The organism is Streptomyces sp. NPDC002845, assembly GCF_053591955.1.
This window is the reverse complement of sequence record NZ_JBSFUU010000037.1, coordinates 64,281-83,740: the sequence shown is the minus strand read 5'-3', so window position 1 is coordinate 83,740 and position 19,460 is coordinate 64,281. Positions and strand designations below refer to the sequence as shown.

The window sequence follows — 19,460 nt, the reverse complement described above, 5'->3', positions numbered from 1 at the left end:
CATCCCGGCACTTCCGGCGGAGCGCTGGGCTTCCTGTGCGCCACCGCGTTCCAACTCGGCCGGGGGCCGGGTCAGGGCTTGCGTACCGGGAACACGGCCCGCACCTCCCAGCCGTGGCCGGGGCGCGGGCCGGTGCGCAGGTGGCCGCCGAGGGCGGTGACGCGTTCGGTCAGGCCGACGAGGCCGAAGCCGCCGCCGCGGGCGGCCTCGGGCAACTGGGTGCCGCCGCGGCCGTCGTCGGTGACGATGGCCTCCAGGTGCCGGCCGTCGTAGCGCAGGACGACACTGATCTCGGTGGCGTCGGCGGCGTGACGGCGTACGTTGGTCAGCGCCTCCTGCACGACCCGGAAGGCGGCGGCCTGCACCTCGTGCGGGAGGTCGTCCGGCACCGCCGGGTCGCGGTGCAGGACGACCTTCTGGCCGGGGCCCGCGAAGCCCTCGGTCAGGCCGACGACGGCGGCCAGGTCGCCGACGGGGCGGCGGTCCGCGGCCTCCGGCCCGGTGTCGCGCAGCACGCCGACGGTGCGGCGCATGGAGGCCAGGGCCTCGGTCGCGGCGCCCTCGATGCCCGCCAGGACCGGGTCCAGCTCGTCGGGGCGGGTGGCGGCCATCATGCGGGCCACCTGCGTCTGGACGAGGATGCCGGTGACGTGGTGGGCGACGAAGTCGTGCAGGTCGGCGGCGATGGCCAGGCGCTCGGCGCGGCGCGTCTCGCCGACCGCGACGGTGCGCCGGTAGTCCAGCGAGCGCGAGTAGCCGGCGATCCCGGCGGTGAGGCCGATCAGGATCAGCCCCAACAGCTGGAACGCCTGCGCCCCCTCGTCCGGGTTCCCGAAGAAGCGGACCGGGGTGAGGAGGAGAGCCCCGCCGTCCAGGATCCCGCAGGTCAGGGCCCAGCGGGGCGGGCAGTGGCGTACGGCGACGAAGAGCAGGCACAGCAGGATCGCCACCTCTCCCGGCCCGAACGGGGCGCGCCAGTCGGCCACCAGCGAACTCACGGTGTAGGCGATGGAGACGAGCGCGGGAACGGCGGTGCGCGCTTGCACGGTGAGCCACGGCGGACCCGCCCGCTTCCCCGACGGTGTGCCGGCCGGCCACAGCACGGCGGCGAGACCGACGGCCAGTACGACGGCGACCGGCCACACGGGGGCGCGTGAGTCGACTGCGGCGCCCAGGTCGCCGATGGACGCCATGACCATGGCTCCGACGGCGAAGCCCCGTGCACAGCCCCGGGTGGAAGGGGTTCTCATACGGATCACCGTATGCTCGTCCGCCGACGGCGGTATCGGCCGAACGGCCGAGGGAACCGAGGAAGCCGAGGAGCCGCCGCGCGGGCTCATGGCCGTACGGCCGAGGCGCGCGGACGTACCCGCGGGCGAAGCTGGAGCCGCTTCCTCCCCCAGTCCCCAGTCCCCGGTCCCGGTCCCCGGTTCTCAGGAGTACGCGATGCGGCACAGCAGGTTTCTCGTCGGCGCGGTCGGCGGCGCGGTCACCGTGGCCGCCGTCGGTGGTGCCATCACCTACCCCCTCGCCATCAGGAATGTGCAGCACACCACGATCTCCCTGTCCAACCCCACGCTGTTCACGGAGGTGGACGGCCACCCGGCTCTCCGCGGCCCCCTCCTGGAGGCCCGCATCGAAGGCTGGTACCACCCGCTGCCCTGGGTCGGACGGAACATCCACGACGTGTCCTGCCCGACCCCTCTGAAGGCGGTGGTCGGCACGACCGGGACGTGCACGGCGCGGGCCGACGGCGAGCGGGTCACCATCCCGATCCGCGTGATCGAGGTCGAGGGGGACCCCGCGGGACCGAAGGTCACCTGGAGGTTCGAACGCTGACGCCGTCGGCGCGGCAGCATCCGTCCGGTCCGGCCCCGGTGGGCGTGTGGCCGGTGATGGGCACGTGACCAGTGGTGGGCACATGACCGATGGTGGGCGTGTGACCGGTGGCGGGAGCGTGACCGGTGGCGGGAGCGCAGCACCCCTTGCCCTGCCAGGCGTCGCGGCCCTCCTTGACCGCGACGGCGGCGATGACCAGGGCGGCGACCGGGTCGGCCCAGGACCAGCCGAACAGCAGGTTGGCCAGCAGTCCGGCCAGGAGTACGGCGGAGAGGTACGTGCAGAGCAGGGTCTGCTTGGAGTCGGCGACGGCGGAGGCGGAGCCCAGTTCGCGTCCGGCCCCGCGCTGGGCGGCGGACAGGAACGGCATGACCGCCAGGGAGAGGGCGGCGAGCACGATCCCGGGCACCGAGTGGCCGGCTTCGCCGGTGCCGGTCAGTGCGCGTACGGAGTCGACGGTGACGTAGAGCGCGAGGGCGAAGAAGGAGACGGCGATGATGCGCAGCGTCCTCTTCTCCCGGGCTTCCCGGACGGCGTGGTCGCGCGCGGTGAACTGCCAGGCGACGGCCGCGGCGGAGGAGACCTCGACGACGGAGTCGAGGCCGAAGCCGATCAGCGCGGTGGAGGAGGCGAGGACGCCCGCGGTGAGGGCGACGACGGCCTCGATGACGTTGTAGGTGATCGTCACGGCGACCAGCAGACGTATGCGCCGGGCGAGTACGTCACGACGGGCCGGGTCGGGGCCGAGGGATATCGCGGTCATTCAGCAGCACCCCTTCTCGTCGGCGACCTCGCAGGTCCGGTCCGCCGCCACGGCGACCACGGCGGTCCTCAGGTCGTCCAGCGCGTGTCCGAGACGCTCGTCGGCCAGTTCGTAGCGGGTGCGCCGGCCGTCGGGCACGGCGACGACCAGGCCGCAGTCGCGCAGACAGGCCAGGTGGTTCGACAGCCGGGTACGGGAGACCTGAAGCCGGTCGGCGAGGTCGGCGGGGTACGCCGGGGCCTCGCGCAGGGCGAGCAGGACGCGGCAGCGGATGGGGTCGGCGAGCGCGCGGCCGAATCGCGCCAGCACTTCGATGTCGGTGGCGATGGTCAGCACACCACAACAGTACACAACTTCCTGAATTCAGGAAATCATGGATCGTCCGCCACGCCTCGTCCACCGCGCCTCGCTCGCCTCGTCGCTCTCCGCTTTTGGGTCACCTGGTTCTGTGATCTGCTGAGGATGTCTTCAAGGAGGTGCCATAGGGAGGTGCCATGCCGCACGTCCGGCTTGTCGCCCCGGTGTCCACCCGGACGGGTGTCCTCCTGCCGAGGCGTGATCTCGGTGTCGCCTGGCTCCTGCTCGTGCTGATCGCCGCACTGGCGTGGGTGCTCACGGTCGGCCAGGCCCGCCGGACGGGGATGGAGCCCGGCACCATGGGCCTGGCCCTGCCGCTCTTCCTGTTGCTGTGGGTGGTCATGATGGCGGCGATGATGCTGCCGTCGGTGGCGCCCGTGGCGATCACCTGGGTGCGGGCGATCGCCCGTCAGTCGGCGGGCCCGGTCCGCACGCTCCGGATCACCGGGTTCCTCGGCGGCTACCTGCTCGCGTGGGCCGGCTTCGGCCTGCTCGCCTACGGTGCCCTGGCGGCGACCGGACGCCTGGTGGACAGCTATCCGGGGGCGGGGCGCTGGATCGGTGCCGCCGCGTTCCTGCTCGCCGGGCTTCATCAGTTCGGGCCGCTGAAGCGGGTCTGCCTGCGGCATTGCCGTAACCCGATGTTCCAGCTGATGCGGTACGCGCGCTTCCGGCCGTGGGCCAGGGATCTACGGGTGGGCGCGCACCATGGGCTGTACTGCGTCGGCTGCTGCTGGGGCCTGATGATCGTCCTGATCCCGCTCGGCTTCATGAACGTGGCCGCGATGGCGGGGCTCGCGGTGGTGATCTTCCTGGAGAAGCTGTGGCGGGGAGGCCCCTGGCTCAGCTGGGCGGTCGGCACCGTCTTCATCGTCCTCGCCGTACTCGCCCCGTTCCAGGACTGGCTGCTGCCCGGTCTGGAGATGTCCGATCCGTCGATGGACGCCATGGCGGGCGGGGTGAGGTGAAGTGCGGTGTGAGCCCCGCCCGTCACCCGAGATCCTCCAGGAGCAGGTCCAACGCCACCTCCTCGTGCAGAGCGACCCCCAGGGCCTCCATCGTCGGGGCCAGTTCCGCGTCCCACGTCGCCTCGACCCGCGCGCCGGTGAGCGGGAGCGGCGGGGTGCCCCGCAGTTCCGCGCGGGTCGCCAGGTACTCGTAGTCCGCCGCCCTCATACGCCACGGCCCGGCCCCGTACCGCCCCATGACACGGTTGGCCAGGGCCATGCCCGGCCAGTCGAAGTCGCCGTGGTAGGCGAAGACGCAACCGGCCGCGGCCAACGTGTCCAGGAGGGTGAGAACCACCGTCGTCGCGCTGCCCGACGTGCAGATCAGGGGCGCGGTGCAGCCCACGTCGGCCGCGGCCTCCACCACCCTCGGGTTCTCGCAGACGTGAATCCGGGTGCCGGGCGGCATCTCCAGCCGCAGGGACCGTAGTTCGCGCAGGGTCAGATGCGTCTCCATGCGGTGCTCCACCCGCTCGCGCAGCGCCGCCTCGCGCCAGCTGCCGCCCGTTGGGCGCAGGCCGTACGTCAGCACCGTGCTGGAGACCTCGTCCGGCGTGACCGAGGCCAGACGCCACAGGGCGCGGCGGCCGGGTGCGTCGGTCGGGAACGCGGCGCCCCGCGCCAGCGCGATACCGCGCAGGACCAGGCGGGCCGACAGGGTGCCGTCGTCCAGGCCGTGGGCCGAGCCGGTAGTGCGGGTGGCCAGTTCGCCGCGGCCCCAGGTGGCGGGGGTGGGAGTGGGAGTGGGATCGGGGCCTGTGCCGGGGAAGAGGGTCGCGAGGGTCTGGATGGCCTGGGTGACGGGCATGAGCGCGGGAGTGGACGACTGGCGGGTCAGCGTGCCGCTCCGCCGTATCTCCTCCAGCCACTGGCGGGCCCAGGCCTGGTCGGCCAGTGGCGTGGCGGCCAGGGCCGCTTCGGCGGTCGACCACAGGCGGGTGCGCTCGGCCGCCGCCGCGTCGCGGGCCGCCCGGCGGTCGGTCAGGGGCGGGCCCAGTTCCGACAGCGTCTCGGCCAGGCCCCGGCCGGCCGCACTGGCGCGCAGGCGGGTGTCCAGGTCCGGCAGGCGGATCGTGGCGGTGGAGCCGGCGACCTGTCTGGCCAGGAGGAGGGAGAGGACTTCGCGCTCCTGTGCGGTCAGGTGCTGGAGCCTGATCGCGCCGGCCGGCTGGAGGCCGTTGCGTTCGAGGCGGGTGCGTGCCGCCGTCCAGAGGCGTGCCAGGCCCGGCCGGGTCAGGAAGGCCAGCGCCTCGGCGTCCAGAGGCGGCGGAGGCACCAGAGGGGACTCGGGTGGCTGAGGGGACTCAGGCGACTGAGGCAACTGAGGCGACTGAGGCGGATGGTCCACCGCTCGGGCGTCGTCCGTCATACCGACACCAGCCTCCGCTGCCGCCCGTTCCACGTGTAGTGGAGAGTCGCCACGCCTCGTACGTGCGGGTCGCGCAGGCACTCGTAGATGTGCAGCGCCGGTACGTCGGGCCAGTTGCCGATCAGGCGTTCGCTGGTGAGGACGAAGTCGAGGTCCAGGTCGACCAGGATGCGGCCGAGACGGGCGTGGGTGGGCTCGTCGACCTTGGCGAAGGCGTCGTCCAGCAGTATCAGCCGGGGTGCGTGCGGGGCCGTTTCCGCGAGGCTCGTGAAGTGGGCCGCCGCGGCGGCGAAGAGGACCAGGTAGGAGAGGACGCGTTGCTCGCCCTGGCTGAGTCCCGTGCGGCCGGAGAGTTTACGGCGGCTGCCGGGGGCGGCGTCGTTGACGACCCAGGGCGTGAAGGCGAACCAGTCGCGGTAGTCGAGGGCCGTGCGCAGATGCGCCGCGTAACCCGCGCCCGGGTCGGCGCGGCGGGCGTCCTCGATACGGCGCTGGAGGACGTCGCGGAGCTGCTCCGACTGGTCGCGGGTGCGCAGGCCCGAGGGGCTGCGCAGCAGGTCGACGGCCGCCTTGACGTCGGCTTCCACGCCGTCGGCGAGCTTCCAGTCGAGGGTGACGCCCAGACCGTGCGACGTACGGACCGTGGACAGGGTGGCGTTCAGGGCGGCGACCAGGGCGCCCGCGGCCAGGACCTGGGTGGACAGGTGGTCGCCCAGCTCTCCCGTCAGGAACCGCTGGAAGACCTCGCGTTCGCGTTCCGTCAGCCGGTCCCGGGCTTCGGCCGCCTGGGCCGCGATGCGCTCGCCGACGAGGGCGATGTCGTGCGGGCCGTGGTCGTCGACGAGCCGGCAGAGCTTGATGCCGTCGTGTTCCTCGATCGTCGCGTCATAGCCTCCGGAGAGCTGGTCGCGCAGCTCGGTGTGACGGTTGAGGAGCGTGGTGTCCGAGATGTCGCGGCGTTCGGGGTCCAGGCGGCGGCGTACGGCATCGACCAGCAGGCGCAGCGCCTTGACGCGTTCCCGTACGTCGTCGTGGACCGGGTCCGGGGACTTCAGGACGGAGGCACTCTCGTGGCCTTCGCGGTCCTCGTCGCCCTCGTCGCCCTCCTTGCCCTCCTTGCCCTCATCGTCCCCCTTCGCGTCCAGGGCCGCGCCCCCGATCACGCCCGGCAGCGACAGGGCCGTACGCAGTTGCCTGCCGCAGGTCAGTGCCTCGCCCTCCTGCGTGGCGAGTGCCTCGCGCCGCACTCTCTCGTCCTCTTCCGCGCGTACGCGCTGGTCGTGCACGTCGGCCATGTCCTGCCGTACGCGCGGGAGTTGGCGCCCCACGGCGTCGAGGCGGCGCTTCGCCCCGGCCTCGCGGGAGAGGATCTCCTGTTCCGTGGCGCCGAGTGCCTCTTCCAGGCCCCGGACGGTCCGGCGGGCGGCCTCCAGGCGGCCGAGGGGCTCGGCGTAGTCGGACTCGGTGTCCCGGCGGGCCGACTCGGCACGCTCGTAGTCCGTGCGGCCGCCGCGGTGGCCGTCGGCCGCGGACATGACCGCGCGCACCCGGCGCCGCAGCCGCTCGGTGCCCTGGGCGAGGCGGTCCAGGGCGAGGCGGACCGTGTCGAGAGCGGCCGGGTCCGCCGGGAGGCCGTGGGCGCTCGCCGTGGCCTCGGCCTCGCGTCGGGCGGCGACCGCGTGGGCGCGTGCCTGCTCGGCCTCGCGGGCGGCGGTGGCCGCCTGACCGGCGAGGGACTCGGCGGTGCGCTCGGCCTCGGCGGTACGGGCCCACGCATCGGTCAGCCGCCGTGCCGTGGGCGGCCGGCGCAGGGTGTCGGCGACCTGGTCGCGGTGCTCGGTCAGGATGCGCAGGCTCTGCTGACGCTCCGCCAACTCGCCCTGCACAGCGGTGAGTCGCTCGTCGAGTTCGGCCAGCACCCGGCGGCGGGTTTCCGCGCGCACCTCCGCGCCGACGTACTCGGCGGCCTGCTTGGCGTGGCGGCCGGCCGCGACGCCGAGCTTCCAGGAGCCGTCGATGCCGATCGCGGAGTCCGCCGTCGTGCCCGTACCTCCCTCCGCCACCAGGGCCACCGCCCCGAGCACGCGTTCGACCTGCTCGGCCGTCACCCCGCTGTCCGGTGCGGCGACCGGCCGCAGCACCTGGGCGAGTGTCGCCCCGGCCACCGGCGCGCCCGGAATCAGGAGGGTGTCCCGCGCGGCCGGGTCCAGGACCGTGCCGTCGGCGCGGACCCAGGCGTCGAGCAGGCTGCTCGCCTCCAGCGCGGCTTCCAGCCCCGCCCGCGCTTCCGGCTCCAGGCCGTCGGCGAAGTCCACCAGCCGGTACAGGGGCGCTCCGGTGCCGGGTGTGCGGGGAGCCGCGCGGTGGGGTGGCGGTGGCGGCTCGGGGTCGGTACGGCGCTCCCATTCCTCACGCTCGCGTCGGAGGCGGTCCCGTTCGCCGGTCAGTTCGTGGAGGGAGACGGCGAGGGTGTCGCGTTCCTCGCCCAGTTCCGCCAGCCACGGGTCGACGGCCGACCGGGCGGCGTCGGCGACCTCGTCGGGGGCGTGGGCGGGCAGTGGTCCGTCGGCCGGGCCGTGTGCGAACAGGGCGAGTACGGCATCCAGGGCCACCCCGGTGAGGCCGCGCAGCCGTTCGGTCCAGGCGCGGGCCGCTTCGGTGTACGCCTCCGCCTCGCGCGCCGTTTCCTGCCGACGCCGCTCGGCCCGGTTGCGCGCGTGGTCCGTCTGTTCCTCCACGCGCTCGCGGGCGGCGTCGGCCTCGTGCGCCTCCCGCCGGGCCCGGTCCGACCGCTCGATGAGGGTGCCCAGTTCGGTGACGGACCGGGACCGGTTCCTGATCACCGGCTGCGCGGCGTCGAGCCGGGCGTCCCAGGTCTCCAGCGCGGTCGCGCAGGCCTCGGTGTCGATGGCCAGGACCTCGCTGTGGCGTACGAGGTGGAAGTCGCCCTCCGGTGCGGTCAGTTCGGCCGTCGCGGCGGGCGCGACCGGTGTAGCGGGGGCCGCGACGGGCTCCCCCAGGTGCACGGGGTCGAGCCCGGACCGCTCCGCCTCCCGCACCGACTCGCCGTGTGCCGTGCTCAGCTCGACCAGCTCGGCCCCGAGCCGCCGGGCCTCCTCGGTGAGGCGCTGTCCCGCCTCCTCCTGGTTGCTGTGCGCCTGGCGGAGGGACTTGAAGGCGGTGGCGGCCGCGCTGTGCAGGGCGGTGACGGTGGCGCGTTTCTCCCCGAGTTCCTTGAGGCTGCGGTATCCGGTGCTGGCGTGCAGCGCGGCGAGGTCCGTCTCGGCGGCGGCCCTCTCGTCCTCCAGGGCTTCGACGCGGGCGCCAAGCTCCTCCTCACGCCCACGGAGCTCTTCCGCCGTCCTGGCCGCGTCACCCGCGGCTCTGCGGTACTCCGCGAGTCGCTCCAGTTCGCCGCTCGCCCGGTCGGCGCGGTGGCGCAGCGCCCCGTGCAGATAGCCGCGGTAGCCGGTGAGGAAGGTGCGCAGCGCCTGGTCGGTCCGCTCCAGGCGGCCGAGGTCGGCCCGTACGGCGTCGAGGTCGTCGAGGTTGCGGGCCACCTTCTCCACGATCTCGTCGTCGAGGGCGGGCAGCGTCTCCGCGAGGACGGAGACCAGTCCGCCGGAGTCGATGCGGTCGCCGATGGTGGGGCGGCGCAGCCGGTGCAGCAAGTGCAGCAGGTTGCGGTAGCGCGCCGGGTCGGTGAGGCCGAACAGTTCGCGGGCGACCCGGGCCCGGTGCTCCACGGCGCGGTCGGTGACGTTCTCCGGGCCGACGAGCGACTTGAGCCGGTCGACGGGGAGGGGCTGGCCGGCGGGGGCCAGGTGCAGGTCCTCGCCGACGCGGAGCGGGGTCACGAAGAAGAAGGGCTTCGCCGTCCTGGCCGACTGGGACGCGCGGACGGCCGCGCCGAGGGTGAGATGGTGGTCGGCTCCTTCTTCGTCGGTCCGCGCGAACTCAACCCACAGATAGCCCAGCCGGTTGGTCTGCTCGAAGCCGTCCAGCATCAGCCAGAGGAGGGTGGTGCGTCCGGTGCCCGTGGCGTCCAGGGCGCGGGCGTCGCCGTCGAGGAGGTACGGCAGCAGCATCTCCAGGGCCTTGGACTTGCCGGCGCCGTTCTTGCCGCGCAGCAGCAGACGGCCGTCACCGAAGGCGAACTCCTGCTCGTCGTACTGCCAGACGTTGCGGATGCCCGCGCGGTGCAGGCGGTAGCGGTGCGGGGACGACGGACGGTTCACCGGGGCGGCTCCTTGGGGGCGTTGTCCGCTGGGGACTGGCCGGACTGGCCGGACTGGCCGGTACGGGGCTTGACCGCCACCGTGGTGGCGTACCGGGCGGCTGCGGCGAGCAGGATCCAGCTCCCCGGACGGTCTGGCGCGCGGGCGCCTGAGACATCCGTGACGGAGCGGCCGTCGGCCACGCTCTCCTCGTATCCCTCGGGCAGTCCGTGGCCGTCCGCGCGGACGGGGCCGGCGGGTGCCATGAGCCGCATCCGGACGAGGAGGTCGAGGACGGCGGCGAGGAAGCCGTCGCGGTCCTCCAGGTGGCCGCGCTGCCAGTTGCTGCGCCTGCCGTACTGCTCGATCAGTTCGTCGAGCAGTTCCGGCAGCAGCCCGTCCGGGACGGGTACGCCGATGACCAGCCGCCCGCCGACCGCGGGGTGGCCGGGGTCGGCGGGGCGCAGCCGTTCGACCATCCGCTCCACCAGCAGCAGCGCCGCCTGGGCGAGCGTGCCGGTGCCGGGCAGGTGCAGGTCGGTGAGGTCGCCGTCCGGGTCGACCAGGGCGATGCCCTCGGCGCGGATCTCGGCCTCCAGGCCGAGCAGTTCGGAGAAGGCCTGGGACTCGCGCCGCTGCCGGGTGCGCAGCCATTCGCGCTCGGCGTCCGTGAGGTCGTCGAGGTGGACGACGGGGGTCTCGACGAGACGCCTGCGGACGTACGTACGCGGTCCTCCGAACCCGGGGTCGGCGGCCCGGCGTACGAGGTCCGCGCCGTCGCGGCTCTGGGCGAGCGGGCCGGCGACGACGGCTCGCGCGATCTCGCGGTCCACGGTGAGCAGTGCCTCTCCGGTCCGCTCCTCGGCGACGGCCGAGACATGGCCCTCGGTCTCCACCAGGACGCCCCAGTCGACGAGTTGCCGCAGCGCGGCCGCGAGGGTCCGCCGCTCGGCCTGCCGCCCGGTGTCGGTGACCTCGATGCCGGCGTCGACGGCCGCGGCCCGCAGGTCGGCGACGAGCTGGGAGAGCAGGAGCTGCTCCGGGGCGGTGACCAGGACCGACAGGGCGAGGGCCAGATAGGCGTACGTCCGTGGCGTGAACGGCGTCCCGGTCGACGGCCGCTGAAGGCGGTGGCCCGCGCCCGGGCCGAGGCCCGCCTTGAACAGGCGGGCGTAAGACGCCTCCACAAGGAGCCGGTAGCCGAACACCTGCTGGAAGCGCTGGGCGAGCCAGTCGGCGTGGCGCCGGATCAGCGGGAAGGTGTCGCTGTGCGGTCCGCTGCTGGTGACCAGGGGGTGGGCCAGCAGGAGCCGGGCGGCGGTGCGGCGCTCGGCGGCGAGCGCGACGTCGTGCGCGGAGGGCAGGGCCATCAGGCGCTCGCCTCCCCCACCACGGGCAGGGTCGCGCTCTCGACGGCCAGGGTGAGGTCGTCCGCCGTCAGGTCGCCGTCCACGGAACGCAGGACCGAGTGCCGGCCGGGGGTGCGCCACGCGGTCAGCAGGATGCCGAGATCCGCGTCGCCCGCCTGCGCGCCGTCGAGTGAGAAACCATCGGCGTCCTGGTGCAGTTGGGCGTTGCCGAGGGCGGTGGTGAGGAGCTCCAGCAGCAGTCGCATGGCCGGGGCGCTCAGTCTCACCTGGTCGAACCTCCCCGACGCGCTGCGCAGTTCGTCGGCCGCCGCCCGCCGGGCCTCGGCCTGCTCCCGCGCCTGCTCCATGAGGCGGCTCTTCTGCTCGGCGTGGTCCTCGGCCGCCGCGGCACGTCCGCGCGAAGCCCTGCTGCCGCGTTCGCGCAGCGCCACGGGTACGTCCACCACGGGTCCGGTCCACCAGCTCACGTACGCCGGCACGGACCGGTCCGGGTCGGGTGCCACTCCCAGGTGCCGTGCCCCGTAGAGCCCGAAGGCGGCGACCGCGATGTCGTGGGCCTCCTCCGGCTCGGCGGCGTCGAACCAGGCCGCGAGCCGCAGCAGGTCCTTGCGGCGGGACATCTCACCGGAGGCAGAGCGCAGCATCCGCTTGGCGTTGGCGAGCAGTGACTGCAGGGCGCGCAGGGTGGCGTCCCGGAGCTGGTTCACCTGGCTGCCGTGCCCGCCGCTTCCGCCGGTGTCGGTGAACCAGTCGCGCAGCCCCTCCCAGTCCGCGAGGTCCCGCCCACGGCTGCGCTGCACCCGGGTCTCGGGCAGCCCGTCGGCGAGCGCTCCGATGCCCGCCGCGTGCGCGTCGATACGGGCGAGCAGCTCGGGCAGGTGCGGCCAGATGCGGTCGAGGTGGGCGGCGATGCGCGGGGCCCGGAAGGAGACGTCCTCGGTGATCGCCTCCACGTAGTCGAGCAGCAGCTCCTTGAACCCCTGGTACTCGGCTCCGTCGAGGTCGTAGCGGGCGAGGACCTGGCCCAGGTAGGCGTAGAAGTCCCGTACCGACTCGGCGAATTCGGCGAACTGCACGAACAGTGTGCTGATCCGCTCCAGCGCCTGCTGCGGGTCCGCGCCGCCCGGCACGGCGGCCAGGGCGGCGATCTCGCCGAGGCCCCGGTCGACGAGCGTGAGCAGCTCGCTGCTGACCTCGCGCGCGGCGTCCGCCCCGGCAAGCACCTCGTCCGCGTCCCGCTGCACGCGCTCGCCGAGCTTGGACAGCTGGTACCGGGACCGGGAGCGCTGGTACTCGGCGATACTCGTCGCCGTGACCGTGTGCGTGGAGCGCAGCAGATTGCCCCAGCGCACCAGCTGTTCGAGCCGGGCGGTGAGCGTGTCGGCGTCGAGCGCCGCCCCCGGACCGCCCGCCCCCGGACCGCCCGCCTGCGCCAGCCTGGCGAGCACGTCGGGCACGGACAGGTCCGCGAGCAGCGTGCCGCAGAACACCCGCATCACCGCGACGTACTCCAGGCGCTCGGGGACGCTGAGGTACGTGTACGCGGTCAGCCGCTGCCATGCCTCGGCGCCGCCCGCCTCCTCCCCGTGCGGTCCGTCGTGTGGTTCGTTCCCCTGCATACCGCCGAGCCTACGGACCGCCTCTGACACTCCGGCGGAAGTCGGGGAAAACCGTCCGCCCACGCACGGCGGAAGCCAGGCGCTCCGCTGGAAGTGCCGCGAGTGCCGTCGTTCGTCCGCGGCTCCATCGTGGCCGGTCCCGCCCACGCGGCGGAGCCGCATATTGACGCCGCGCCGCGCGCCTTCGGGCTTCGGGCGCTGCCCAACCGCGGCGGACTTCGCCCGGCCTGCTTGGCGCCGGGCGCGTATCACGCGTATCAGTCGTCCCGCAGCCATGCGTTCCATGCCGACTGCGCGCGGGAGTGCAGGGTGAAGGCCGAGTCGCCGGTGAGGCCTTCGCACAGGCTCCCGGGGCCGCCGATGAGGTGGAACCGTACGGCGGGACCGCCGGGGAACACCGCCCGCAGCTCGTCCGCCGGTATGCCGTCCGTACCGTGCAGTTCCTGCAGATCGAGAAAGAATTCCGTGCACCCGCGGTCGGCGCGGGCGTGCAGTTCCCGCCGGAGGTGTGGCCGCGTCGTGGCCTCCAGCACGCCACTCACGGCGATCCACAACCGGGAGGGCCCCTCCGCCAGAACGCGCACCCGTACGATCATGATCCCCCTGGGGCCAGCCCCTTCACCGGTCTTCACCGCTCTTCACCGCCCGTTCCGCATGGTGCGCCACCGCTGTCGGGAGGGGTCCCGGAGACAGCACGACGGCGTGGCCGTGCCGCTGGTCTCGCCGGGGTCACCCGGGTCACCGGGGTCACCGGGACGCTTGAGGACGGCGACCCGTCCCCCTCCACCGGGCCGCCGTCCCGCGCCCCACCGCAGCATGCGACCCTGCTCATCGGTCGGGTACGAGCTTTGTACGGGCGCCCTTTGGGGAGGGGTCCCGAAGGGCGCGGCTGACCCTGTGGTGGTCCGGCGCCGTCCCAGCCGTACGAACGCCATGAGCCGAGGAGACCAGCGATGCCCCTCTCCGCCAGCCTCGCGCGCGGTGTCGCGCCCGCGCCGCCCGGCACTCTGCACGCGCGCGCGGTGACCGGTGAACTCAAGGCCCCGCCCCGGCCGGGTCTGACCGTGTGCTTCGGGCGCGGCGAGAAGCCGGACGTGGACCTGGGCGTGGGAGTGGACGATCTGCGGGTGAGCCGCCGGCACGGGGAGCTGACGTACCGGCAGGGGCAGTGGTGGCTGCGGAACACCGGACAGCAGCTCGTGCGGCTGCCCCGCGGCCGGATGATGCACACCAGCACCGAGGCGATCCCGCTCGCCCCCGGCTACACCCCGCTGTTCGTGAAGGGCTCGGGCCACCGGGAACACCTGGTCGAGCTGTATGTGGCGGGCCACGACGACCAGGGACCGGTGTCCCGCCGCCGCGCCGAGACCCTGCGGCCGGAGACGTGGGCGCTCGACGACGACGAACGGCTGCTGCTGGTCGTTCTCGGCCAGCGGTATCTGCTGTACGAGCAGGATCCGCGGCCCCTGAGCTACAGCCGGGCCGCCGAACAGCTCGCCTTTCTGCACCCGGAGGGCAACTGGAACGAGCGCCGGATCGAGTACCGGGTCGAGGCGGTACGCCGCCGCCTGCACGGCACCGGGTTCAAGTACCCGTTGATGCACGACCGGTCCGAGGGCCGCCCCTCCGACAACAGCCTGCTGCACAACCTGCTCAAGGGGCTGGTGGAGTCGACGACACTCGTGCCGCCGGACCTGGACCTGATCGAGGACGACCCCGACCTGACGCCATGACCGGGTGACCAGCCGGGTCCACTGTTTCTCCGCCTCCCCCATCGATCCCACCACCTCTGCGCATCCGGGAACGCCTGATGAAGGCTCTGCGTAGACGCTGCGTACGGTCCGCCGTACGCAGTACGGTTCGGTCCAGGCGCCCAGGGGAGGGGAGAACCGTGCGTCCCGGAGACGAGTTCGCCGACCGCTATGTCCTCAAAGAGGTCATCGGCACAGGGCGGAGCGGCGAGGTGTGGCTGGCTCACGACACGGTGGTCGGGCAGGACGTCGCGCTGAAACCGGAGCGGATCGAGGGCGACCGCGAGACCGCCGTACGACGGTTACTGGGCGAGCCGCGCGCCTTGGCCAAGTTCCGCGACCACCCCCACGTCGTCACCCTGTTCGACGTCGTGACCGTGCCCCAGGGCGGGGACGGGGACAGGGACGGGGCGGAGACGTACTGGTTCATCATGGAGTACGTGCCCGGCGGCGGCCTGGACCGGCAGCCGCCGATGTCCCCCGAGCGGGCCGCCCTCATCGGCGCCCAACTCGCCGACGCGCTCGCCGCCCTGCACGAGGCGGGCATCGTCCACTGCGACGTCAAGCCCGCCAACATCGGCCTCACCCGGCGCGGTACCGCGAAGCTGCTGGACTTCGGCGCCGCCCACCGGACCCACGGCACCGAGACCGTCACGGCCAACGGCCCGCTCAGCTTCACCCCGGACTACGCCGCTCCCGAGCTGGCCCGGGGCAACCTCCCCCGCCCGGCCTCGGATGTGTTCTGCCTGGCCACCACCCTCTACGCGCTGGTCACCGGCGCACCGCCACGCGGCGGCGACGACGGCGGCGGCGGCGGCGGCGGCGGCGGCGGCGGCGGCGGCGGCGAAGGGGACGCCGGGACGGAGACCGAGCGCCTGACGTACTGGAAGGCCGAGCAGGGCGTCGTCGAGATGGACGCCGACGCCGTGGGACCGCTCCATCCCGTACTCACCGACATGCTTCGGCGTGATCCACGGCAACGCCCCGACGCGGCCGAGGCCAAGCGCCTCCTGGCGGCCGTCGCGGCAGCCGAGCCGGCGGTCCCGGACGACAGACCCGCCGGGCGCCGGCGGCGGCGCTGGCCGCTGCTCGCCGCGGCCATCGGTATCAGCGCGCTGGCCCTGGGCCTTGTCCTCCTCCCCGACGACAACGGCGACGACACGCCGGGCACCCACGAGACCGCCCGGAGCCAGGCCACGGAAGACGCCCAGGACAGCGGAGGACAGTCACTGATCGGCGATCCGCACACCGCCGACCTGTGCGCCCTGACCGACCGCGCCGCCCTCGGCCGGTTCGGGGACGCCGAAATGGACGCGGACTTCGGGAACTTCGACCGCTGCGAGGTACTCGTCCAGCCCGAGGACGAGCCCCGCATCGACGTGTCGGTCCAGCTCTACCGGAGCTCGCCGCCCGAGACGTCGAAAACCGTCAGAACCATCGGGGAGATCGCCGTCTTGGAGGACGTGTCGGAGAGCGACGAGTGCATACGGCTGCTGGTGCCGCCCGACGGCGAGGACGACGGCACCCGTCTCCGGGTCCGCGTCAACGTGGACGACGGCCCGGCCCCCGGCGGCGCCGCGGCGCTGTGCGAGGTCGCCGACGTGGCCGCCGGGAGCGCGGCCGAGGTCCTGAACCGGGGCCCGATCCCCCGCCGTTCCCCGGCCTACCGGGACGTCTCGCTGGCCTGGGCGGACGCCTGCGCGCTGCTCGACACCAAGGCACTGTCCGCCGTTCCCGGTCTTGCGGACGACGAGCCGGAAGTCGGCGTCGCCAACTGGGACTGCGAGTGGTCCGGCGACGTCGACGATCTGGAGGCGACGGTGGCCTTCCACCGCGATCAGCCCAAATCCGCGGCGGACGGCGACCCCGTACAGCTCAGCGGCTACGACGCCGTCGTCCAGCGGGAGGGCAACGGCGACGACACCTGCACGGTCTTCGTCGAGTACCGCCAGTACGGCGGCCAGGACGCGGAGACATACGCCGAGATGGTGCGCCTGTACGTCGAGGGGCAACGGCCCATGGACCAACTCTGCGAGATGGCCACCGACCTCGCGGCCTCCGCCGCAGCCGAACTGCCCGCACGCTGAGAGCCTGTGAGACCCGCCCCGGGGAGGGGTCCCGGACGGGAGCCGGACAGTGATGGCGAGAACTCGCCACGCGAAGGGGCCGATGATGGTCCGTCAAGACAGTCTGGCCCGCGGTGCCCCACCCGCCGAGGCGGGCACGCTCCACGCGAGGTCCGCGGCGGGAGAGATCACCGTCGGCCCGGAACCCGGCCGTGTCGTACGGTTCGGGCGGGCCGAGTGGCCCGAGACGGACCTGTGCGTCGGTGAGGACGACCGTCGGGTGAGCCGCCGGCACGGGGAGCTGATGTACCGGCACGACGGCTGGTGGCTGCGGAACACCGGGCAGCAGCCGCTGCGCCTGCCGCGCGACGAGCTGGTGCGCCCCTTCACCGATCCGGCACCGCTGGCTCTCGGCTACACCCCGGTCTTCGTCCGGGGCTTCGACTACCGCGAGCACCTGATCGAGCTGTACGTGACGGGCGGCGCCCCCTTCGCCGAGTACGCGCCGAAGGCCTGGCCGCTCAGCGACGACGAACGGCTGCTCCTGGTCGTACTGGGCCAGCGCTATCTGCGTCACGAGTCCGAGCCGCGGCCGCTGCCCCACCGCAAGGCGCTCCAGCAGCTGCGGTTCCTGCGACCGGACACCGACTGGGAGTCGCCCGGGATCGAGCACAGGATCACCGAGATCGGTGCGCGCCTGGCCGACAGCGGCGGCCCCTCCCACCACCCGTTGCCCACGGCGGCCGACGGTGGCGGTCCGGGCACGGCCGTGCCGCTGCACCACCTGCTCAAGGACCTGGTGGACTCGGCGCACCTGGTGTCACCGGATCTCGCCCTGCTGGACAGCGACCTCGACGGCTGACGTCCGGGACCTCCGGGATGGTCAGGTGAGGTCCGTCCCGCGCACCCGGACGACGGCAGCAGCATCCCGTACGCCCGCCTCCCGGTCGCACAGGCCAGTTCCAACTCCCCCTGTTTCGCCTGGGACAGCGACAGGTGCGCCGTGTAGAGGGCCTTGTTGCGGACCATGCCATCCGGGATGGCGGCGAGGGTGCGGTGAAGGCGGAACTCGGCCAAATGCTCCGGTCCACCCAGCAGCCGCCGTCCCGGTCCCGCAACCGCCCCAAGCGTGGCGGCGCTGATCACGATCGCGCGGACACCCTGGGAGTCAGCAGCTCCAACACCTCCTCCCAAGGGAAGCGGTCTGCCCCGCCGCCGGCTTTCGGCCGGTGAGGTTCGTACGAGCCGATCAGGACACCCATCTCGCGCAGTCGTTCCAGGCTCTGGCGGTACGCGGGGTGGGCGGCCTGGGCTGAGTTCAGGTACGGCAGGACGGCGACCGGGATGCCCATGGCGGGTGCTTCGCACAGGATGCCCAGGGCGAGGTTGTCGGAGATTCCGGCGGCCCATTTATTGACGGTGTTGAAGGTGGCCGGGGCGACTGCGATCGCATCGGCAGGCCGAGTCGGGCGCGGGTCGCCCGGTGATCGCCAGGCCGAGCGGATGGAGTGTCCGGTCTGGGCCTCGACCGCCTCCGTATCGAGGAAGCCGAGTCCTTGTGGGGTGGCGATGACGCCGACGTCCCAGTGCCGTTCCTGTGCTGCGGTGATCAGCCGGCCGACGTCGTTGGCGACCCCGGCCGCGCAGACCACGATCTGGAGGAACGGCTTGTCGGGCTGATCACTCACGCGGGCACTCCCAGTCGGCGGCTGAAGTGGTGCAGTTCGGGCAGTGCGCGGCGGCGGTCGCGGGCTGCCATGTCGGCGACCAGTTCGCGTACGGCCGGGCGGCGGATGTACCTGTGCCGCGCAGCTCTCGGCGATGCGCAGGGCCTGGTAACCGTCGGCGAGTCTGCCCTGCTGACTGCAGGCGCGTGCGGTCTCCACCCAGAGCGCGGCCCGGCGCTCGGGGACGGGAATATGCCGCCGCATGAGTGGACGTGCGGTTTGCAGGGCGATGCCGGCGTCGCCGAAGGAGACGGCCACGCTGACTTCGTGAAGGGCGACGTTGGTGGGGCTGAAGTTCGCCCAGGCATCCGCCCTGTCGAAGGCGACGTAGCGGGCCACCTCCTTGGCCTCGGTGAGGAAGTCTTGGGTGGTGTCGCGGTCGCCGTTTCTGCTGGCGGCGATCGCCCCGCGGAGCAACAGCAGGCCGACCGCTGCCAGATACCGGGGCGAGCGCTGGTCGTAGGAGCCGGTGAGCTGGTCGGCGGTGTGGCGTACGAGGTTCACGGCCTGGGCGGTGTGTTTCTCCCGGACGAGGACGTGGGCGTGCACGCGGACGCTGGCGGCGAGGACGACAGGGTCCCCGGATCGTTCTGCCTCGGCCATAGCCCGACCGGCCGCGAGCCAGGCGTTGCCCTGATCGGCTCGCTTCAGCAACAGGCTCACCGACGTCTGGTACGCGGTCGCGAGCAGCCCGGACGCCTCCGCCGAGCGGGATGAGCCACCGGCGGCCTGGCGCAGGTCGGCGATCAGACCCGGCAGGGTCTGCTCCAGTTCCGCGTAGTTGCACGTGCAGAACATCCGGCGTACGGCCCGAGCCCGGTCCCGCAGCTCGTCGATGCCCAAGGCTTGCCCAGTGACGGCAGGGCTCGTGCCCGGCAGTAGGACCTGGATCAGGTCGTGCTGCGCTGCTGTTGAGGTCGACGACGGCGGAGCCGCGAGCGCGGCGGCGCTCGCGGCAAGGAAGGTACGGCGGTGCATGTCCTCTGTTCCGGGGTCGGCGGGGCTGGCGTCGGGGACAGTGGCGAGGCCGAGACGGTGCGGCGGAATGTCCAGCACCTGCGCGATCTCGCGCAGCGTGCGCACGTCCTCCGTGCCCCTGCCGCTCTCCAGGCGGCTCACCTTCGACTGGTGATAACCCAGTGCGGCGGCCACATCCTTCTGCGAGCGCCGCTGTAAGACGCGTGCCTGACGGATCACTTCGCCGATCCGTCTCGCTTCGCTCAGTTCTTCGGCCATCTGTGCCACGGCCCCTCCTGCCTGCTCAACCGAGCGTAACCGAGCGGCAATTGGCCGCGATGCAGCTCCTGCATAAGTGATGCAGCCCCCGCACAGGGCGTAGTCCCGCTTGCCTCCGGAGCGGTTGCGTGGAGCAGCC

At 73.1% G+C, this 19,460-nt stretch carries 14 protein-coding genes and 1 pseudogene; 5 read left to right on the top strand and 10 right to left on the bottom strand.

Annotated elements, in window-relative coordinates; genetic code table 11:
- Nucleotides 1-71 precede the first annotated feature (71 nt).
- Nucleotides 72-1,250, bottom strand: coding sequence for a sensor histidine kinase (locus tag ACWD3C_RS26185; protein ID WP_451147921.1), 1,179 nt, complete (start codon nucleotides 1,248-1,250; stop codon nucleotides 72-74).
- A 196-nt stretch (nucleotides 1,251-1,446) separates the two neighbouring features.
- Here ACWD3C_RS26185 and ACWD3C_RS26180 point away from each other — a divergent pair, with 196 nt between their 5' ends.
- Entirely contained in the window at nucleotides 1,447-1,839 is a 393-nt protein-coding gene (locus ACWD3C_RS26180) for a DUF4333 domain-containing protein (protein ID WP_451147919.1), read from the top strand.
- Here ACWD3C_RS26180 and ACWD3C_RS26175 read toward each other — a convergent pair.
- Complete coding sequence (locus tag ACWD3C_RS26175) at nucleotides 1,817-2,602, bottom strand: cation transporter (protein WP_451147917.1); 786 nt, start codon at nucleotides 2,600-2,602, stop codon at nucleotides 1,817-1,819. The genes ACWD3C_RS26180 and ACWD3C_RS26175 overlap by 23 nt on opposite strands.
- Nucleotides 2,603-2,938 (bottom strand): ArsR/SmtB family transcription factor, encoded by a 336-nt coding sequence (locus ACWD3C_RS26170; RefSeq protein WP_451147915.1) that lies wholly within the window; start codon nucleotides 2,936-2,938, stop codon nucleotides 2,603-2,605. It abuts the gene before it with no gap.
- Nucleotides 2,939-3,096: 158 nt separating this feature from the next.
- Here ACWD3C_RS26170 and ACWD3C_RS26165 point away from each other — a divergent pair, with 158 nt between their 5' ends.
- Entirely contained in the window at nucleotides 3,097-3,927 is an 831-nt protein-coding gene (locus ACWD3C_RS26165) for a DUF2182 domain-containing protein (protein ID WP_451147913.1), read from the top strand.
- Nucleotides 3,928-3,949: 22 nt separating this feature from the next.
- Here ACWD3C_RS26165 and ACWD3C_RS26160 read toward each other — a convergent pair whose 3' ends face one another.
- From ACWD3C_RS26160 to ACWD3C_RS26140, 5 genes are all read right to left on the bottom strand, one after another.
- The gene (locus ACWD3C_RS26160; protein ID WP_451147911.1) at nucleotides 3,950-5,242 is read right to left on the bottom strand and encodes a TIGR02679 family protein; all 1,293 of its coding nucleotides are present in this window, start codon (nucleotides 5,240-5,242) and stop codon (nucleotides 3,950-3,952) included.
- A gap of 89 nt (nucleotides 5,243-5,331) precedes the next feature.
- Nucleotides 5,332-9,573 carry a TIGR02680 family protein gene (locus ACWD3C_RS26155; RefSeq protein ID WP_451147909.1) on the bottom strand — a complete coding sequence of 1,414 codons (4,242 nt, stop codon included), beginning with the start codon at nucleotides 9,571-9,573 and terminating at the stop codon, nucleotides 5,332-5,334.
- Nucleotides 9,570-10,922: a TIGR02678 family protein gene (locus ACWD3C_RS26150; protein ID WP_451147907.1), complete on the bottom strand. Its 1,353-nt coding sequence runs from the start codon at nucleotides 10,920-10,922 to the stop codon at nucleotides 9,570-9,572. Before ACWD3C_RS26150 ends, ACWD3C_RS26155 begins: the two co-directional genes overlap by 4 nt.
- Nucleotides 10,922-12,541: a TIGR02677 family protein gene (locus tag ACWD3C_RS26145; RefSeq protein WP_451147905.1), complete on the bottom strand. Its 1,620-nt coding sequence runs from the start codon at nucleotides 12,539-12,541 to the stop codon at nucleotides 10,922-10,924. Before ACWD3C_RS26145 ends, ACWD3C_RS26150 begins: the two co-directional genes overlap by 1 nt.
- 257 nt (nucleotides 12,542-12,798) lie before the next feature.
- Complete coding sequence (locus tag ACWD3C_RS26140; protein WP_451147903.1) at nucleotides 12,799-13,125, bottom strand: hypothetical protein; 327 nt, start codon at nucleotides 13,123-13,125, stop codon at nucleotides 12,799-12,801.
- A 369-nt stretch (nucleotides 13,126-13,494) separates the two neighbouring features.
- On the opposite strand from ACWD3C_RS26140, the gene ACWD3C_RS26135 reads away from it, so the two are divergent.
- The 3 genes from ACWD3C_RS26135 to ACWD3C_RS26125 all read left to right on the top strand — a co-directional run bounded on the left by ACWD3C_RS26135 (nucleotide 13,495) and on the right by ACWD3C_RS26125 (nucleotide 17,220).
- Nucleotides 13,495-14,274, top strand: coding sequence for an FHA domain-containing protein (locus tag ACWD3C_RS26135; protein WP_451147901.1), 780 nt, complete (start codon nucleotides 13,495-13,497; stop codon nucleotides 14,272-14,274).
- A gap of 158 nt (nucleotides 14,275-14,432) precedes the next feature.
- On the top strand, nucleotides 14,433-16,379 hold the full coding sequence (locus ACWD3C_RS26130; RefSeq protein WP_451147899.1) for a serine/threonine-protein kinase: 1,947 nt from the start codon (nucleotides 14,433-14,435) through the stop codon (nucleotides 16,377-16,379).
- An 82-nt stretch (nucleotides 16,380-16,461) separates the two neighbouring features.
- Nucleotides 16,462-17,220: an FHA domain-containing protein gene (locus ACWD3C_RS26125; protein ID WP_451147897.1), complete on the top strand. Its 759-nt coding sequence runs from the start codon at nucleotides 16,462-16,464 to the stop codon at nucleotides 17,218-17,220.
- A gap of 280 nt (nucleotides 17,221-17,500) precedes the next feature.
- Here ACWD3C_RS26125 and ACWD3C_RS26120 read toward each other — a convergent pair whose 3' ends face one another.
- Together ACWD3C_RS26120 and ACWD3C_RS26115 are read right to left on the bottom strand one after the other, a co-directional pair.
- Complete coding sequence (locus tag ACWD3C_RS26120) at nucleotides 17,501-18,046, bottom strand: flavoprotein (RefSeq protein WP_451147895.1); 546 nt, start codon at nucleotides 18,044-18,046, stop codon at nucleotides 17,501-17,503.
- A pseudogene (locus ACWD3C_RS26115) lies at nucleotides 18,043-19,321 on the bottom strand (helix-turn-helix domain-containing protein). The gene ACWD3C_RS26120 and the pseudogene ACWD3C_RS26115 overlap by 4 nt, the downstream one beginning before the upstream one ends.
- Between the last annotated feature and the right edge of the window lie 139 nt (nucleotides 19,322-19,460).

Bases quoted from the DNA above. Each gene is read 5' to 3' on its own strand.
- ACWD3C_RS26125 (WP_451147897.1), top strand. From the start codon at position 16,462: ATGATGGTCCGTCAAGACAGTCTGGCCCGCGGTGCCCCACCCGCCGAG.
- ACWD3C_RS26185 (WP_451147921.1), bottom strand. From the start codon at position 1,250: ATGAGAACCCCTTCCACCCGGGGCTGTGCACGGGGCTTCGCCGTCGGA.
- ACWD3C_RS26165 (WP_451147913.1), top strand. From the start codon at position 3,097: ATGCCGCACGTCCGGCTTGTCGCCCCGGTGTCCACCCGGACGGGTGTC.
- ACWD3C_RS26180 (WP_451147919.1), top strand. From the start codon at position 1,447: ATGCGGCACAGCAGGTTTCTCGTCGGCGCGGTCGGCGGCGCGGTCACC.
- ACWD3C_RS26145 (WP_451147905.1), bottom strand. From the start codon at position 12,541: ATGCAGGGGAACGAACCACACGACGGACCGCACGGGGAGGAGGCGGGC.
- ACWD3C_RS26135 (WP_451147901.1), top strand. From the start codon at position 13,495: ATGCCCCTCTCCGCCAGCCTCGCGCGCGGTGTCGCGCCCGCGCCGCCC.
- ACWD3C_RS26150 (WP_451147907.1), bottom strand. From the start codon at position 10,922: ATGGCCCTGCCCTCCGCGCACGACGTCGCGCTCGCCGCCGAGCGCCGC.
- ACWD3C_RS26175 (WP_451147917.1), bottom strand. From the start codon at position 2,602: ATGACCGCGATATCCCTCGGCCCCGACCCGGCCCGTCGTGACGTACTC.